Annotated in this window: 14 protein-coding genes; all 14 read left to right on the top strand. The window is 44.4% G+C overall.

Features of this window, described 5'->3' with window-relative positions:
• The first annotated feature begins 8 nt into the window (after positions 1 to 8).
• The 14 genes from rbfA to NFU07_RS02655 all read left to right on the top strand — a co-directional run bounded on the left by rbfA (position 9) and on the right by NFU07_RS02655 (position 17,660).
• Entirely contained in the window at positions 9 to 362 is a 354-nt protein-coding gene (gene rbfA, locus NFU07_RS02720; RefSeq protein WP_235196559.1) for a 30S ribosome-binding factor RbfA, read from the top strand.
• Positions 363 to 539: 177 nt separating this feature from the next.
• Entirely contained in the window at positions 540 to 1,469 is a 930-nt protein-coding gene (gene truB / locus NFU07_RS02715; protein ID WP_285835928.1) for a tRNA pseudouridine(55) synthase TruB, read from the top strand.
• Between the two features lies 1 nt (position 1,470).
• A complete protein-coding gene (gene ribF, locus NFU07_RS02710; protein WP_251474331.1) occupies positions 1,471 to 2,421 on the top strand; it encodes a riboflavin biosynthesis protein RibF in 951 nt (316 codons plus the stop codon).
• Positions 2,422 to 2,558: 137 nt separating this feature from the next.
• Positions 2,559 to 2,828, top strand: a complete 270-nt coding sequence (gene rpsO, locus NFU07_RS02705) for a 30S ribosomal protein S15 (RefSeq protein ID WP_052651293.1) — start codon at positions 2,559 to 2,561, stop codon at positions 2,826 to 2,828.
• A gap of 150 nt (positions 2,829 to 2,978) precedes the next feature.
• Positions 2,979 to 5,093 carry a polyribonucleotide nucleotidyltransferase gene (pnp, locus tag NFU07_RS02700; RefSeq protein WP_251474329.1) on the top strand — a complete coding sequence of 705 codons (2,115 nt, stop codon included), beginning with the start codon at positions 2,979 to 2,981 and terminating at the stop codon, positions 5,091 to 5,093.
• Positions 5,094 to 5,277: 184 nt separating this feature from the next.
• Positions 5,278 to 6,504: a M16 family metallopeptidase gene (locus NFU07_RS02695; protein WP_251474325.1), complete on the top strand. Its 1,227-nt coding sequence runs from the start codon at positions 5,278 to 5,280 to the stop codon at positions 6,502 to 6,504.
• Positions 6,505 to 6,591: 87 nt separating this feature from the next.
• On the top strand, positions 6,592 to 7,626 hold the full coding sequence (locus tag NFU07_RS02690) for an aspartate-semialdehyde dehydrogenase (RefSeq protein ID WP_285835927.1): 1,035 nt from the start codon (positions 6,592 to 6,594) through the stop codon (positions 7,624 to 7,626).
• A 134-nt stretch (positions 7,627 to 7,760) separates the two neighbouring features.
• Complete coding sequence (locus NFU07_RS02685) at positions 7,761 to 9,428, top strand: ribonuclease J (RefSeq protein ID WP_251474320.1); 1,668 nt, start codon at positions 7,761 to 7,763, stop codon at positions 9,426 to 9,428.
• Positions 9,429 to 9,596: 168 nt separating this feature from the next.
• Positions 9,597 to 11,918: a DNA translocase FtsK gene (locus tag NFU07_RS02680; protein ID WP_251474318.1), complete on the top strand. Its 2,322-nt coding sequence runs from the start codon at positions 9,597 to 9,599 to the stop codon at positions 11,916 to 11,918.
• A 176-nt stretch (positions 11,919 to 12,094) separates the two neighbouring features.
• The gene (locus tag NFU07_RS02675) at positions 12,095 to 12,823 is read left to right on the top strand and encodes a GntR family transcriptional regulator (RefSeq protein WP_251474316.1); all 729 of its coding nucleotides are present in this window, start codon (positions 12,095 to 12,097) and stop codon (positions 12,821 to 12,823) included.
• Positions 12,824 to 12,871: 48 nt separating this feature from the next.
• Positions 12,872 to 13,954 (top strand): BMP family lipoprotein, encoded by a 1,083-nt coding sequence (locus tag NFU07_RS02670; protein ID WP_251474313.1) that lies wholly within the window; start codon positions 12,872 to 12,874, stop codon positions 13,952 to 13,954.
• A 164-nt stretch (positions 13,955 to 14,118) separates the two neighbouring features.
• Positions 14,119 to 15,663: an ABC transporter ATP-binding protein gene (locus tag NFU07_RS02665; protein WP_251474309.1), complete on the top strand. Its 1,545-nt coding sequence runs from the start codon at positions 14,119 to 14,121 to the stop codon at positions 15,661 to 15,663.
• Positions 15,653 to 16,699: an ABC transporter permease gene (locus tag NFU07_RS02660; RefSeq protein ID WP_251474307.1), complete on the top strand. Its 1,047-nt coding sequence runs from the start codon at positions 15,653 to 15,655 to the stop codon at positions 16,697 to 16,699. The genes NFU07_RS02665 and NFU07_RS02660 overlap by 11 nt, the downstream gene beginning before the upstream one ends.
• 1 nt (position 16,700) lies before the next feature.
• Complete coding sequence (locus NFU07_RS02655; RefSeq protein WP_251474304.1) at positions 16,701 to 17,660, top strand: ABC transporter permease; 960 nt, start codon at positions 16,701 to 16,703, stop codon at positions 17,658 to 17,660.
• Positions 17,661 to 17,718: the final 58 nt, after the last annotated feature.

Raw genomic sequence — 17,718 nt, 5'->3', positions numbered from 1 at the left:
AATAATCAATGACAATGCGCTCAAATCGTGTAGGCGAGCAAATGAAAAAAGAGCTTAGCGATATTATCGGCCGCAAACTGAAAGACCCAAGAATCGGATTTGTTACTGTAACCGATGTTGAAGTAACGGGAGACTTGCAGCAAGCGACGGTTTATATCAGTGTGCTAGGTGATGAAAAAACAAAAGAACAGACTTTGCTGGGGCTGTCTAAGTCAAAAGGGTTTATTCGGTCGGAAATTGGCCAACGGATCCGTTTGCGCAAAACGCCTGAGCTAGCTTTTGAATTCGATACATCTGTTGCTTACGGAAATCGGATCGATTCACTTTTGCGTGATATTAAAGAACCAAAAGAAGACCAATAAGGATTTCATTGATTTCCATTGCATTGCAGTAAATCAGTGCAAGTTCAACTTTGCCGGCGGCCGCTCCTTCCATAGAAGATATGGAAGGGTTTGACCGCCTAAGCTTAGTAAAAGCCTGCTGTCTACTATAGATAAGCAGGCTTTTTTTATACATATTAAAAAAGGGGTTGGCAAGTAATGGCTATAAACGGAGTGCTTCCATTATGGAAAGAAAAAGGCATGACGTCGCACGATTGTGTTTTCAAATTAAGAAAAATCTTGAAAACAAAAAAAGTAGGACATACCGGAACATTAGATCCTGAAGTCGATGGAGTCTTGCCGATCTGCATCGGCAGAGCCACTAAAGTGGCTGAATATATTACGGATCAAGGCAAAACATATGAAGCGGAAGTGACAATCGGCTTTTCGACAGAAACAGAAGATGCTACCGGAGCGCTCGTAGAATCCGATCCTTCAGAAAAGATTTTAACACGGAAGCAATTACTTGAAGCGCTAGAATCCTTAACAGGAGAAATTACACAAATTCCGCCGATGTATTCTGCTGTGAAAGTGAATGGCAAAAAACTCTATGAATACGCGCGGCAAGGCATCCCTGTCGAGCGGCCAAAACGCATCGTCCGCATTGACTCTATCGAACTGCTCGATGAAGATGAGCAGTGGAGCGGCCAAGAGCTGAAATTCTCTATTCGCATCCAATGCGGAAAAGGAACATATATCCGGACACTGGCCGTTCAGATAGGGGAAAAGCTAGGGTATCCGGCACATATGTCGAAACTCACACGAACGGCTTCCGGGAAATTTGATGCGAGAGACTGCAAAACACTTGCCGAAGTGGAGGAACTTGCTCAAAATGGAGCTATCGGCACAATTTTGAAACCGTTAAGTTACGGACTTAGCAACTTTCCATTTTTTGAAATAGATCCTAAAGATCTTTTTGCGGTTAAAAATGGGCAAGTTCTAAACCGCCATCCGTTAATGGAAGAACATGAATTCCTTGTTTTCACTGTAGGCGGCGAGCCGCTGGCACTTTATAAGCGGCACCCGGAAAAAGCGGACAAAATGAAGCCTGAAAAAATGTTCGGTAATCCGAAGATGGATGAGGTGTAAGATGGAAATAATTCATTTAAGTTATCCAAATCATATTGAACCGGATGCGCCATTCGGTCCTATATCGCTCGCGCTTGGATTTTTTGACGGCGTACATAGAGGGCATCAGCGTGTAATTGGGGAAGCGATAGCCCAAGCGAAAAAATTGAATATCAAGTCTGCGGTTATGACATTCGATCCGCATCCTTCGGTGGTTCTCGGCGGCAGAAAAGAAGAAGTTTTTTATATCACGCCGCTGCAAAAGAAAATGGAAATTCTTGAGTCGATGAACGTGGATATTTGCTTCATTGTCCGGTTTACATCGGATTTTGCACAGTTAAGCCCTGATGAATTTATTGAGCATTTCATTAAAGGTTTGAATGTGGTCCATGTCACTGCAGGGTTTGATTATTCTTTCGGCAGCAAAGGAAAAGGCAATATGGAGACGATGCAACAAAAAGGCGAAGGTTTTTTTGCTGTTACGACGATCGAAAAGCAAGTGGAAGCTGAAGAAAAGATCAGTTCCACCCGCATCCGCAGCTTGTTGAAAACAGGAGATGTTAAAGAAGTGAGCGGTCTCCTCGGCCGGCCGTACCGAATTTCCGGAACGGTTGTGAACGGGGATAAGCGCGGAAGAACAATCGGATTTCCGACGGCCAACGTGGAACCGGAAATCGGTACTTTTGTGCCTGGCCGCGGCGTATATGCAGTAAGGATCCAAGTACAGGGCCAATTTTACAACGGTGTATGCAATGTAGGCTATAAACCGACTTTCAATAATCCAGAGATTAAGAAAAATACCATTGAGGTTTACATCATCGATTTCGATAAGAATATTTATGGCGAGATGGTAGATGTAGATTGGCTGCTGCGCATCCGCGATGAACAGAAATTCTCGGGCATCGACGAACTGAAGGCGCAAATCCAGAAAGACAAAGAAACGGCGATTGCATACTTTGCCGAGGAGAAATAAGACGCAGAGTTGATTTTGGAAATGTCTTATGCTATCATTTAAAAGTACTGAAAACGTACGAACCGTTGCTTGGCAAATCGAATCACCAACGTTTGCTCAGTAATTGGGGATATTAGAAATTAGGAGGTGGAAACAGTATGGCAATCACTCAAGAACGTAAAAATGAATTGATCAATGAATACAAAGTGCATGACACTGATACTGGGTCTGCAGAAATTCAAATCGCCATTCTTACAGAAGACATCAACAACTTGAACGAGCACTTACGTACTCACAAGAAAGATCATCACTCACGTCGTGGTCTATTCAAAATGGTAGGTCGCCGTCGTAACTTGCTTAAATACTTGCGCGAGAACGATGTAGCACGCTACCGCGAGTTAATCTCAAAATTAGGCTTACGCCGATAATAGCAATTAGTAAAAGCGGGATTCGTCCCGCTTTTTCTTTATGGATAAAATTTATCTCATTCAATCGCACTCCGAATGGATTTTTGATACACTAGATACACGACTATTGGATACATATAGTGAAACATTGTAAGAGAGAGGAGCTCGATTATGGAGCAAACGAAAAAAGTCTATTCATTCGATTGGGCCGGCCGCGAATTGCAAGTTGAAGTTGGCCAATTGGCAAAACAAGCAAACGGAGCTGCTTTAATCCGTTACGGCGATACAGCAGTGCTTTCTACTGCAACGGCATCAAAAACGCCAAAACCGTTAGATTTCTTCCCATTGACTGTAAACTATGAAGAGCGTTTATACGCAGTCGGCAAAATACCGGGTGGATTCATTAAACGTGAAGGGCGTCCTTCTGAAAAAGCGACCTTGACAAGCCGTTTAATCGACCGTCCAATCCGTCCGCTATTCCCAGATGGTTTCCGTAACGAAGTCCAAGTGATTTCGATGGTGATGTCAGTTGATCAGGACTGCCCGTCAGAAATGGCTGCTATGTTCGGTTCTTCGCTGTCATTGATGATCTCGGATATTCCGTTCGATGGACCGATTGCAGGTGTCATCGTCGGTTTAATCGATGGCGAATACATCATCAACCCGACAAACGAACAGCTTGAGCAAAGCTCGATCAACTTGACTGTTGCTGGTACGAAAGATGCCATTAATATGGTAGAAGCTGGAGCGAAAGAAGTTTCAGAAGACGTTATTCTAGAAGCTATCATGTTCGGCCATGAAGAAATCAAGAAATTGATCGCTTTCCAAGAACAGATTGCTGCAGAAGTCGGCAAAGAAAAAACGGAAATCCAGCTTTATGAATTGGACGCAGAATTGACGGCTACACTTAAAGAAGCGGTGGAAGCTGAAATGAATGCAGCAGTCCAAATCAATGAAAAACAAGCGCGCAATGAAGCGATTGATGAAGTGAAAGCTCGCGCTTTAGCTGCTTATGAAGAATCGGATGAGGCTGTTAAGAAACAAGCCGGCCAAATTCTTGATAAAATGGTCAAAGACGAAGTGCGCCGCCTGATCACGGACGAAAAAATCCGTCCGGATGGCCGTACACCTTCTGAAATCCGCCCATTATCTTCTGAAGTGGGCATCTTGAACCGTACACACGGTTCTGGATTATTCACACGTGGACAAACTCAAGCAATGAGCATTTGTACGTTAGGCGCTTTAGGCGATGTTCAAATCATCGACGGCCTTGGCATTGAAGATACAAAACGCTTTATGCACCATTACAATTTCCCGTTGTTCTCAGTAGGTGAAACTGGATTCCTTCGCGGGCCGGGACGCCGTGAAATCGGACACGGGGCACTTGGCGAACGTGCGCTTGAAGCGGTCATTCCAAACGAAAAAGATTTCCCATACACAATCCGCCTTGTTGCGGAAGTATTGGAATCAAACGGTTCTACTTCCCAGGCAAGTATTTGTGCATCAACGCTTGCGATGATGGATGCGGGTGTACCTTTGAAAGCTCCGGTTGCAGGTATCGCAATGGGCCTTGTGAAAAAAGGCGACAACTATACAGTTCTTTCAGATATCCAAGGGATGGAAGACCATCTTGGCGATATGGACTTTAAAGTGGCCGGCACTGCAAAAGGGATCACAGCGCTTCAAATGGATATTAAAATTGACGGCTTATCCCGTGAAATTTTGGAAGAAGCGTTGACACAAGCGCAAATCGGACGGATTCACATCCTGGAATCGATGCTTGCGACGATTGCTGAACCAAGAACGACTCTTTCCAAGTACGCGCCGAAAATTATCATGGTTAAGATCAATCCAGATAAGATCCGCGATGTTATCGGACCTGGCGGTAAAGTCATCAATAAAATTATTGATGAAACTGGCGTTAAGATCGATACGGAGCAAGACGGCACAATCTTCATTTCTTCTGTAGATGAAGAAATGAACGCAAAAGCCAAAGCGATGATCGAAAATATTGTACGTGAAGCGAAAGTCGGAGAATACTATGAAGGCAAAGTGAAGCGCATTGAGAAATTCGGTGCTTTTGTCGAACTATTCCCTGGCAAAGACGGACTTCTTCACATTTCTGAAATTCAGGAAGAACGGACGAAGGAAGTTGAAGATGTCCTCAAAATGGACCAAGTCGTCAAAGTGAAGGTCATTGAAATTGACCGTCAAGGACGCGTCAACCTTTCACGCAAAGTGGTCTTGAAAGAAGAAAAAGAAGCAGCTGAAAAAGAAAATCAATAAGTACTCAAAAGAAATTGCCAACATATGTTGGCAATTTTTTTCAAATGACAGCATAGTTAAGAATGGAATCATTCGAGGATGCACCCAAGCATCAGCGCTCAGGATTTTAAAGCTGCAAGTTTAATCTTAAGCTTTAAAGTATAAAGAGCGCTGGCGCTTTTCTTAACTGAGGGGGAAATTAAATTTGGTAAATACACATGTATGCGGAAACGGGCTTCGGATCGTTTATGAAAAGATTCCGCATTTCCGTTCAGTGGCCGTCGGGGTTTTTGTGAATGCGGGTTCGAGAGATGAACTGCCGGAAGAAAATGGATTGACGCATTTCATTGAACATATGCTGTTCAAAGGAACTGAAACACGGTCTGCAAAGCAGATTGCCCGGGAATTTGACCGCATTGGCGGTGACATGAACGCCTATACATCAAAAGAATACACCTGCTATTATGCAAAAGTGCTTGACCATCATGCAGAACTTGCGGTGACGGTGCTCGCGGATATGTTTTTCAATTCGAAAATGGATCCGGTTGAGATTGATAAAGAGCGGCAAGTTGTCTTGGAAGAAATCAGCATGACCGAAGATATGCCGGATGACGATGTCCATGAACAATTGTGGAAAGTCATGTATCCGCGCCATTCGATCGGTGCGCCGATTCTCGGTACTGTCCAGACGCTGCAAAGTTTCACAAAAGAAAAGATCGAAGATTTCATGGAGCGCCATTACACTCCTCAAAATACGGTGATTTCGGTAGCAGGGAACATTACGCCGGAATTGATCCGGTTGATTGAGAAGCTTTTTGGTGCATTTAACAGAACGAATCTGCCAAAAAACTACTTGCTGCCTGATTTTACTGCAGGCCACTCGTTTAAAAATAAAGAGACCGAGCAAGGCCATCTTTGTCTAGGATACCCGGGGTTATCGATGCAGCATCCTGATATTTTTAACTTAGCGGTATTGAATAATGTCATTGGCGGTTCCATGTCCTCGCGCCTATTCCAGGAAATTCGGGAAGAGCGAGGGCTTGCGTATTCAATCTATAGCTACCATTCCGCTTATTCAGACCATGGGGCCTTAGCAATTTACGGAGGCACATCAAATGAACAGATGCCGGAATTGCAGGAAGTGATTTTAGATACACTGGCGGCCATTAAAACGGACGGCCTGACTCGTGAAGAAGTCGAAGATACAAAAGAGCAGTTGAAAGGCAATGTCATTCTTAGTTTGGAAAGCACGTCCTCCCGGATGAGCCGCAACGGAAAAAACGAATTATTATTGCAAAGACATCAATCACATGAAGAAATTACCCAATTGATTGAACAAGTGTCTACAGATAAAGTTCAAAACTTGATGAGTTTATTGACTGAGAATCCTGCCATTTCGATTATACAGTCAAAAAATGCTTCCTTAACTTAAGGAAGCATTTTTTTGTATGGAATTCACTGCTTTATCAGGGTGAATTATGGTACAATAACGCCAATCAACAAATAAGGAGCGAATTTTGTGAAAACGTATAATGTAGCAATTATGGGAGCCTCAGGAGCAGTTGGACAGCAGATGAAAGAACAGCTGGAAAAAAGGAATTTCCCGGTAAAAGAGATTGTATTTTTAGCATCTAGTCGTTCAGCAGGCCAAGAAATCGAATTTAATGGAAAAACACATATTATCCAGGAAGCGGTTCCGGAATCTTTCGAAGGAATCGATATTGCGCTTTTCAGTGCCGGCGGAAGCATTTCTGAAAAATTTGCACCGGAAGCAGTGAAACGCGGAGCAGTCGTCATCGATAATACAAGCGCTTTTCGTATGGAAAAAGAAGTGCCGCTTGTTGTGCCAGAAGTGAATAAGGAAGATTTAACTTTACATAAAGGCATTATTGCGAATCCGAACTGTTCAACCATTCAGATGGTCTGCGCGCTGCAGCCATTAAAAGAACAATACGGTCTGTCAAAAGTGGTCGTGTCCACGTATCAAGCTGTTTCAGGTGCGGGTCTTGCAGCAATCAATGAGTTGAAAGGCCAAGCTGCAGACTTTGAAAATGCGCCGAATGCAGAAGCGAAGGTCTTGCCTGTAAAATCAGCCGAACGGCATTTCCCGATCGCTTTCAATGCGATTCCGCAGATCGATCAGTTTACAGACAATGGCTATACGTTTGAAGAAATGAAAATGATCAACGAAACGAAAAAGATCATGCATGACGCTCACTTATCAGTAGCTGCTACATGCGTTCGTTTACCGGTTGTGACAGGGCACTCCGAATCAGTATACGTCGAACTGGCCGGCGCACCGACAGTTGACGAAGTGAAAAAAGCTTTGGCCAATGCGCCTGGCGTAGTATTGTTAGACGATCCTTCCAACCAGGTTTACCCGATGCCGCTAATGGCTGCCGGCAAAGACGAAGTATTTGTGGGAAGAGTGCGCCAAGACTTGGATAACCCGTGCGGATTCCATTTATGGGTAGTTGCTGATAACTTGATTAAAGGCGCAGCCTTGAACTCGGTTCAAATCGCCGAATCGATGATTGAACAAGAAATCATCTAAGGTTACTTTAGAAAAATAGGGGGAATATAAACCGGACAGCCGTTCGGTTTATTTTTTTTCTTTGGACTGTTACCAGTGATTCCCGTATAATAAAGTCTATGGATGTGTACGGGTGAATTTTAGGAGGAAATAATTTGAGTAAAGTTAAAAATGAAGTAATCAGAGTTATTCCGCTCGGCGGAGTCAGTGAAATCGGAAAAGCAATGTATGTCATTGAAATTGATGAAGATCTATTTGTCGTAGACAGCGGATTGATGTTCCCGGAAGATGAAATGCTGGGCATCGATATCGTTATCCCGGATATTACGTTTTTAGAAGAAAACAAAGACCGCGTAAAAGGGATTTTCCTGACACACGGGCATGAAGATGCCATCGGTTCAATCGCGTACTTGCTGAAAAAAGTACAGGCTCCTGTCTATGGATCAAAATTGACGATCGCTTTGGCAAAAGAGCATGTGAAAGAGCAGGGTTCATTAAAACAAGTGAAGTTCTTCGAAGTAACGAACAAGAGCCGGATGAATTTCGATAAAACCCATGTGACGTTTTTCCATACGACGCACAGTATCCCGGATGCTTTAGGTATTGTCTTCCATACATCTGAAGGTGCTATCGTCCATACAGGGGAATTCAAATTTGATCAGTCGGCTAAAGGCAGCTACAAGCCAGATATCGCGAAAATGGCGAAACTTGGTGAAGACGGCGTCTTGATGCTGCTTTCTGATTCAACAGAAGCGGAACGCCCAGGCTATACGACTTCTGAAACAGTCATTGCAGACCATTTGCTGTCTGCGTTTATCGCAGCTCAAGGGCGCATTCTCGTTTCCTTGTATTCATCGAACTTCATACGGATCCAACAAGTTTTCGATACAGCCTTTGCAACCGGCAAAAAAGTCGCAGTTGCTGGGAAAAGCTTGGAGAGCAGCTATGAAGTAGGATTGCGTTTAGGCTATTTGACAGTCCATGAAGATACGGTCATTTCATTGAAAGACCTTGAAAACTACAATGATGAAGAAGTGGTCATCATTGTAACAGGGAATCAAGGCGAGCCTCTAGAGGCGTTGGATAAAATGGTCCGCAAACAGCATAAAGATGTGAAGATCAAAGAAACGGATACCGTTTTAATTACGTTCACACCGTCCCCGGGCATGGAAGTGCCGATGTTCCAAACAATGAATAAATTGGCGAAAGCCGGAGCAAATGTTTTAACGTCCAGCAAGAAAGTCCATGTATCCGGACACGGCAGCCAAGAAGATTTAAAAATGATGCTTAACATGATGAAACCAAAATATTTCATCCCCATCCAAGGCGAATACAAAATGTTAATTGCACATTCTAAATTGGCACAGCAAGTCGGCATGCACAAATCGGACATTTTCATTGCAGATAAAGGCGATATCGTCGAATACAAAGACGGTAAAGTCCGGATGAGCGGACGCGTCACTGCCGGCAATGTTCTGATTGACGGCATTGGAATCGGAGACGTTGGCAATATTGTCCTTCGCGACCGCAAATTATTATCGCAAGACGGGATTTTCATTGTCGTTGTGACCTTGAACCGCAAAGAAAAGAAAATTGCATCAGGTCCTGAGATGATTTCAAGAGGATTCGTCTATGTCCGTGAATCGGAACAATTAATGGAAGAATCTACACAGTTAGTACGGAAAGTAGTCGAGAAATACGTCATTAAAGATGCTTTTGAATGGAATAATATTAAACAGGAAATTCGCGACACATTGAATTCTTATTTATTCCAACAGACAAAGCGCCGCCCAATGATCATTCCGATTATTATGGAATATTAAGAAAGTAAAAGTGAAAGGATTTCCAAACCGTCTGACACGGTGGAAATCCTTTTTCCATGTTTACGGAATTAGCTTTAGCGCAGGTTAATTTTACGGCTCTCAGTCGGATTTAAACCTCCGATAAGGAGTTTGCGCTTTTTTCAAAAATGAAGGAAATGAGGGATCAAAATGCCGCGGACTCCAGCAAGAAACAAGAAAAAGAAAAAACCGGCATCGAAGAAAAAACAGCAGTTTCCTCCTATTGGCTATGAAGTCATCGGTTTGCTATTGATTGTACTTGCGGTACTGATGGCGTTCCAATTAGGGATTATCGGGAAAATGCTATTAAATACGGCAGAACTCTTAATGGGCAACTTAGCGTTTCTTATACCGCTAGCTTTGCTCTTCACAGCAATCCACGTCATGGTGCGGCGGAGATGGCCAAAGCCAAGGCTAAAGACGGCAGTTAGTTCGCTGTTCATTTTGACGGGGATAGCGTTGATTTGCCACCTGGTCTTTGCAGCAGGTTTCATTTTGCCGCTCACGTCCAATAATGTGATATCCGAGACGATTAAATCCACCCAATTGACGGGTTCGATTTGGCAAAGCTATAATGCCAGCGGCGCCGGTTTGTTCGGCGGTTTCTTATATGCGCTGTTCCATGTGCTGTTCGATACAGCCGGAACATGGATTATTGCCATCCTTCTGCTTTCGATCGGGGCGATCATTTTAACAGGGAAAACAGCTGCGCCTTATATTGCAGAAAAAATTCCGAGCATGCGCCCGGTAATTGATGGCTTATTGGTTCGCTTGAAACAGCCAAAAACGAAGCGCATCGCAGCGCCGCGGAAAAAAGCGGCCAAACTGGAAGAAACAGAACAGGCGGAACAGGTCATTGAAGTCGATGACGCGCTTGAATACGACGAAGAAGAAACGGTTTACCCGGATGTGCATGAAGAACCGATCATTTCAGCATTTACTGAAAATGTAAAGCCGAAAAAAGTTGAAGCGGCTCCGATTGAAGCGGAACTTGAAAGTTCAGATGACGGTGAAGTTAAACTCATGTCCACGCATGAAGAAATGGAAAATGAGGAATACCAGCTTCCGCCGATCGATTTATTGACCTTGCCGCCGCACAGCGACCAAAGCGGCGAATATGCAGGGATCCAGAAAAACGCCAAGAAGCTTGAAAAAACTTTCCAAAGCTTTGGGGTGCGTGCAAAAGTGACGCAAGTCCATTTAGGGCCAGCAGTGACGAAATATGAAGTGCTTCCGGACACAGGTGTAAAAGTAAGCAAGATTGTCAGTTTGCACGATGATTTGGCACTTGCTCTGGCAGCCCGGGATATCCGTATTGAAGCGCCAATCCCTGGGAAATCGGCCATCGGCATCGAAGTGCCGAATTCGGAAGTGGCCATTGTCAGCCTGCGTGAAGTGCTGGAATCAGAAGAAAATAACAAGCCGGATGCGAAATTGCTCTTCGGCCTCGGCCGCGATGTAACCGGACAAGCCGTAATGACGCAATTGAACAAAATGCCCCATTTATTAGTAGCAGGTTCTACAGGGAGCGGTAAGTCTGTCTGCATCAACGGCATCATTACAAGCATCATTATGCGTGCAAAGCCGCATGAAGTGAAAATGATGATGATTGACCCGAAAATGGTGGAGCTGAATGTCTATAACGGCATTCCCCATCTATTGGCGCCGGTTGTGACGGATCCCCGTAAAGCGGCTCAAGCGTTGAAAAAAATCGTTTCAGAAATGGAGCGGCGCTATGAATTATTCTCTCATACCGGAACGCGCAATATTGAAGGCTATAACGATTATGTACGCATTTTCAATGAGGAGAACGAAGAGAAGCATCCGAAACTTCCTTTCATTGTCGTTATTGTCGACGAGTTAGCGGATTTGATGATGGTCGCTTCCAATGAGGTAGAAGACGCAATCACTCGTTTGGCGCAGATGGCACGTGCAGCAGGAATCCATTTGATTATTGCCACACAGCGTCCAAGCGTCAACGTTATTACAGGTGTCATTAAAGCAAATATCCCCTCTCGAATTGCTTTTGCGGTTTCTTCTGCGATAGATTCCCGCACTATTTTGGATATGGGCGGAGCGGAGAAATTGCTGGGACGAGGAGATATGCTGTTCCTAGGAGCTGGTCAATCAAAACCGGTTCGGGTGCAAGGCGCGTTCTTATCGGATTCGGAAGTCGAAAAAGTGGTGGACTTTGCCATTGAACAGCAAAAAGCCCAATATCAGGAAGATATGATTCCGTCCGAAGTGGAAGAAACGGCAATTGACGACGAGACAGATGAAATTTATGACGAAGCCGTCCAATTGGTTTCAGAAATGCAGACGGCTTCGGTTTCTATGCTGCAGCGGCGATTCCGAGTCGGCTACTCAAGAGCGGCTCGAATCATTGACCAGATGGAACAGCGCGGGGTTGTCGGACCTTATGAAGGCAGCAAACCGCGAACTGTTTTAGTTCCAAAGCAGGAGGAATATTAAGGAAATGTCAGAACTTTTGTGACAATCTGATTACATTGAATGAAATATTTGCAATGAAAATTCGCGAAATTCGACAAAAGACTATTTATTTCGTTTAGAATAAGTGTTATAGTAATTTTGATTAGTAGGAATGTTTTACATCAGATGTCTGATCTCTGTCATTGGTGGTGAGTCTTATGACAATTAAATCGGATCATCGCGCGTTGTATCTCCAAGTGATCGATCGAATGAAGCAAGATATTGCGGCCGGGTTGTACAAAGAGAAAGAGAAGTTGCCATCCGAATTCGAACTTGCAAAATCACTTGGCGTCAGCCGTGCGACTTTAAGAGAAGCACTGCGTTTATTGGAAGAAGATAATATTATCGTAAGGCGGCATGGCGTCGGGACTTTTGTCAATCCAAAACCTGTATTTTCTTCAGGCATCGAACAATTGACAAGCGTCTCCGACATGATTCGCCAAGCGGGCATGGAACCAGGTGTTATTTATTTAAGCACTGGGAAAAGCTTGTCGTCCGAAGAGGATATAAAACGCTTTCATTGCGATGCCGATGAATCCATAATAACTATTGAACGCGTCCGAACAGCAAATGGTGAACCTGTCGTCTATTGCATCGACAAAGTGCCAGCGGCATACCTGCCGGCTGATTTTCTCGGGCGCAAAGAAAGCTCGATCTTCTCAGCGATAGAAGAGTCCGGAGAAACCCGCATTGCCTATGCGGTCACATTCATCGATCCAATCGGGTATCATGAAGATGCATCCCCGATTCTTGAATGCGATCCGGAAACAGCATTATTGGTGTTAAAACAGCTCCATTACGATGAGGACGATCGTGTGGTGCTTTACTCAAAGAATTACTTCAGAGCTGATAAGTTTAGTTTTCATGTAGTTCGAAAACGTGTGTAAAACGGCAAATTCCTGCTAATATCAAACATACCTCAGGGGGTTATTACATTGACGAAACGTAAATTTGGTCTAGGTCTATCTTTAATGCTTGCAGCGGGAACGATACTTGCCGCGTGTGGCAGCGACGAAGATACTTCAAACGGTGACGCTGGATCTGGCGACGGCGGAAGTTCAGAAGAAACAAGCGACTTCTCAGTAGCTATGGTTACAGATGTCGGCGGTGTGGATGATAAATCATTCAACCAATCAGCTTGGGAAGGTATCCAAGAATTTGGTGAAGAAAACGGCCTTGAAAAAGGAGACGGCGGATTTGACTATCTTCAGTCGGCTTCTGATGCAGACTATAATACGAACTTAAACAACTTGATCCGTCGTGACTTCGACGTCGTTTATGGAATTGGGTTCTTGATGGAAGGCGCTGTAAAAGAAATTGCTGAACAGCAGCCGGACGCTCAAATCGCAATTATCGATGCTGTTGTAGATGCTCCAAACGTAGCTAGCGTATTGTTCAAAGAGCAAGAAGGTGCATTCCTTGCGGGTGTAGCTGCAGCTCTTATGACAGAAACTGGCAAGATCGGTTTCGTTGGCGGAATGGAAATTCCGGTAATCGAGCGTTTTGAAGCTGGATTTCTAGCGGGCGTTGAAGCTGCAGATCCTGCAGTTGAAGTCGATGTACAATATACAGGTGCTTTTGATAAAGCGGAATTAGGTAAAACAACTGCTAACCGCATGTACTCTGCTGGAGCGGATATCGTATTCCACGCAGCTGGCGGAACAGGAAACGGTGTATTCACGGAAGCAAAAGAACGCAAAGAAGCTGATCCAGATACGAACATCTGGGTTATCGGTGTAGATGCTGACCAATACGACGAAGGTCAAGTTGGCGATGCAAACGTAACACTTACTTCAGTTCTTAAAGGTGTAGACCAAGCGGTAATCGATATCTCAACTCAAGCAATGGAAGGAAACTTCCCTGGCGGCGAAACATTGACTTACGGTTTGGCTGAAGACGGTGTTGGCCTTGCGGATTCACGCGGAGCAATCTCAGAAGACGTTATGGCTAAAATTGATGAGTACAAAGAGAAAATCGCAAGCGGCGAAATCGTCGTTCCTGAAACTCTAGAAAACTAAGCATTACTCAATACGGTCATCATAAAGGCCGGTCTTGCCGGCCTTTATGATTTTTTTTCGCCTATTTTTAATGAATTATTAGATGAAAGGCTTTTCTAAGTAAAAGCCTTTCATGTATTAATTTTAAAAATTTTAAGTTACCAGTTTTCGAAGGAGTGAAAACAATGGAATATGTAATCGAGATGCTCAATATTCGCAAAGAATTTGGGACATTCGTTGCCAATGACAATATAACGCTTCAACTCAAAAAAGGCGAAATTCATGCGTTATTGGGAGAGAATGGAGCAGGAAAATCAACTTTAATGAACGTGCTGTTCGGGCTATACCAGCCTGAAGGCGGCGAAATCCGGGTCCGCGGAGAAAAAGTGGACATTTCAGACCCGAACGTAGCAAATGATTTAGGAATCGGCATGGTGCACCAGCACTTTATGCTAGTCGAGAATTTCTCGGTAACAGAAAACATCATCCTGGGCAGTGAACCTACTAAATACGGGGTGACCAACAAAAAAGACGCAGCCAAAAAAGTTCAAGCCCTATCTGAACAATACGGGTTGAATGTCGATCCATATGCAATCATCGAAGATATTTCGGTTGGCATGCAGCAACGTGTCGAAATTTTAAAAACTTTGTACCGCGGTGCAGAAATTTTGATTTTCGATGAGCCGACTGCTTCCTTGACGCCTCAAGAAATTACAGAATTGATCCAAATTATGAAACGCTTGATCGCGGAAGGTAAATCCATCATTTTGATTACGCATAAACTAAAAGAAATCATGGATGTTTCGGATCGCGTAACCGTTATCAGAAAAGGGCAAGGCATAGGAACAGTCATTACGGCTGAGACCAATCCGCAAGAACTGGCTTCATTAATGGTCGGCCGCCAAGTTGAATTTAAAACAGTAAAAAGCCCAGCTTCTCCTAAAGAGAACATTCTAAGCGTCAAAGATTTAGTAGTTGACGATTACCGCGGGGTAGCAAAAGTCAAAAAGCTGAACTTGGATGTCCGTGCAGGTGAAATTGTCGGAATTGCCGGTATAGACGGAAATGGACAGTCGGAATTGATTGAAGCGATCACGGGGCTGCGCAAAGTGAAGAGCGGAACAATTTCGCTTCACGGCAAGAACATTACCGGATTAAAACCGCGTAAAGTAACTGAAGCGGGTGTTGGCCATATTCCTCAGGATCGGCATAAACACGGTTTAGTGTTGGATTTCCCAATCGGGCATAATATTTCATTGCAAACTTATTATCAACAGCCGATTTCAAAAAATGGCATCATCGATTACAACAAGATTGATGAAAAAGCGAAAGCTATTATTGCAGCGTATGATGTCCGTACTCAAGGACCGCATGAACCTGCACGGGCATTATCAGGCGGTAACCAGCAAAAAGCGATTATCGGCCGTGAAGTTGACCGGAATCCGGAATTGTTGATTGCGGCATTGCCGACGCGTGGTTTAGACGTAGGGGCAATCGAGTTTATCCATAGCCGTTTGATTGAACAGCGGGATAATGGAAAAGCAGTCCTTTTGATCTCGTTCGAATTGGACGAAGTCATGAACGTATCCGACCGTATTGCCGTTATCCATGACGGTGAAATTGTGGATACGGTGCTTCCAGAAGAAACGACAGAACAGGAACTGGGCTTGCTGATGGCAGGGCATGCCGTTCGGGGTTCTGAACATAAGGAGGATCAGCATGTCGACTAAAGCAACAAATATACTGGTCCCCGTCATTTCCGTAATTCTCGGTTTAATAGTCGGAGCAATTATCATGTTGGTCAGTGGCTATAATCCGATCGAGGGCTATGCCGCTTTATGGAACGGGATTTTCGGTGACCTATACACAATCGGAGAAACAATCCGCCAAATCACGCCGTATTTACTTGCAGGGCTTGCGGTAGCATTTGCTTTCCGTTCGGGCTTGTTCAATATCGGTGTTGAAGGGCAATTGATCGTTGGATGGTTCGCTGCCGCGTACGTCGGAGTAGCTGTTGAATTGCCAATGATTATCCATTTGCCGCTAGCGATTTTAGCAGCGGCAGCAGCAGGAGCGATTTGGGGATTCATTCCGGGTCTCTTAAAAGCGAAATTCCATGTGCATGAAGTTATCGTAACGATTATGATGAACTATATTGCACTTCATACAACGAATGCGTTGATTAAAACAGTATCTGGCGGCGGAGACCGAACAGAATCCATTTTCGCCAGTGCATCTTTGCGGTCAGAGTTCCTTGAGAACTTGACTGAATTCTCCCGTCTGCATTTCGGCATCGTCATTGCCCTAGTGATGGTTGGGGTGATGTGGTTCATTCTCGAAAAAACCACACTTGGTTTTGAGTTGAAAGCGGTAGGTTTCAACCACAACGCTTCTCAATACGCCGGAATGAATGTAAACAAAAACATCATTTTAGCAATGGTTATTTCAGGGGCATTTGCCGGCCTTGGCGGTGCAATGGAAGCTCTTGGAACGTTCGAATATGTATCTTCTAAAGCTGGATTTACGGGTATCGGTTTTGATGGTATCGCTGTAGCCTTGCTTGGAATGAATACTCCGCTCGGCGTCATTTTCGGAGCAACTCTATTCGGTTCTTTGAAATATGGAGCACTCAACATGCCGAATGCTGCGGGCATTCCGCTTGAAATTGTAGAAATTGTAATTGCCGTGATTATTTTCTTTGTAGCATCAGGGTATATCATTCGTCTATTCCTGCTGCGCGCGGCTAAGAAGAAGGAGGCGAAGTAATATGAGTTTCTTGGAAGTTTTGTATTTCATCGTTCCTTCAGCGATATTTTATGCAGCTCCGCTTATTTTAGTTGCAATCGGCGGTGTGTTTTCCGAGCGATCGGGCGTTATTAATATCGGCCTCGAAGGTTTGATGGTCATTGGCGCATTCGTAGGCATTTTGTTCAACTTATTATTTGCGGATACTTTCGGCAATGCGACTCCTTGGATTGCGTTAATCGCTGCCATGGTTGCAGCGCTCTTGCTTTCATTGGTTCACGCGGTCGCTTCTATTTCTTTCCGTGCGGACCAAACGGTTTCAGGTGTTGCCATCAACTTGCTGGCAATCGCTTTGTCTCTTTACCTTGTTAAGAAGATCTTCGGAAAAGGGCAGACGGATTTCATCACGGAGCGTTTTACGCGCTATGATTTCCCGGTGTTGTCGGACATCCCGTTTATCGGGCCGATGTTCTTCACGAAAATTTATAATACTTCTTTCTTGGCAATCATCATTGCCATCATTGCCTGGTTTGTCATCTATAAAACGCCGTTCGGCTTGCGCCTCCGTTCAGTCGGGGAACATCCAATGGCTGCAGATACGATGGGGATCAATGTAAACAGAATGCGTTATATTGCCGTTATGATTTCAGGTGCACTAGCTGGAATCGGCGGTGCGATCTATGCACAGACGATTTCCGGAGATTTCGGGCATGCAACTATCAATGGACAAGGGTTCATGGCACTCGCTGCAATGATTTTCGGTAAATGGCATCCGCTTGGTGCAATGGGGGCCGCTTTATTCTTTGGTTTAGCCCAAGCATTGAGTATCGCCAGTTCGTCCATTCCTGTTATTCAAGACATCCCGAATGTCTTCTTGCTGATTCTTCCATACGTTTTGACTATTTTTGCTCTAGCTGGCTTCATCGGCCGTGCAAATGCGCCGAAAGCGAACGGAATCCCTTATATCAAAGGGCAGCGCTAATGATAAAAAAGAATCGCCCAAGAGGCGGTTCTTTTTTATTTTGGCCCCAAGGGAATTC

This window comes from Planococcus sp. NCCP-2050, from assembly GCF_023708025.1.
Classification (GTDB): Bacteria; Bacillota; Bacilli; order Bacillales_A; family Planococcaceae; genus Planococcus.
This window is presented reverse-complemented; position numbering and strand designations above follow the sequence as displayed.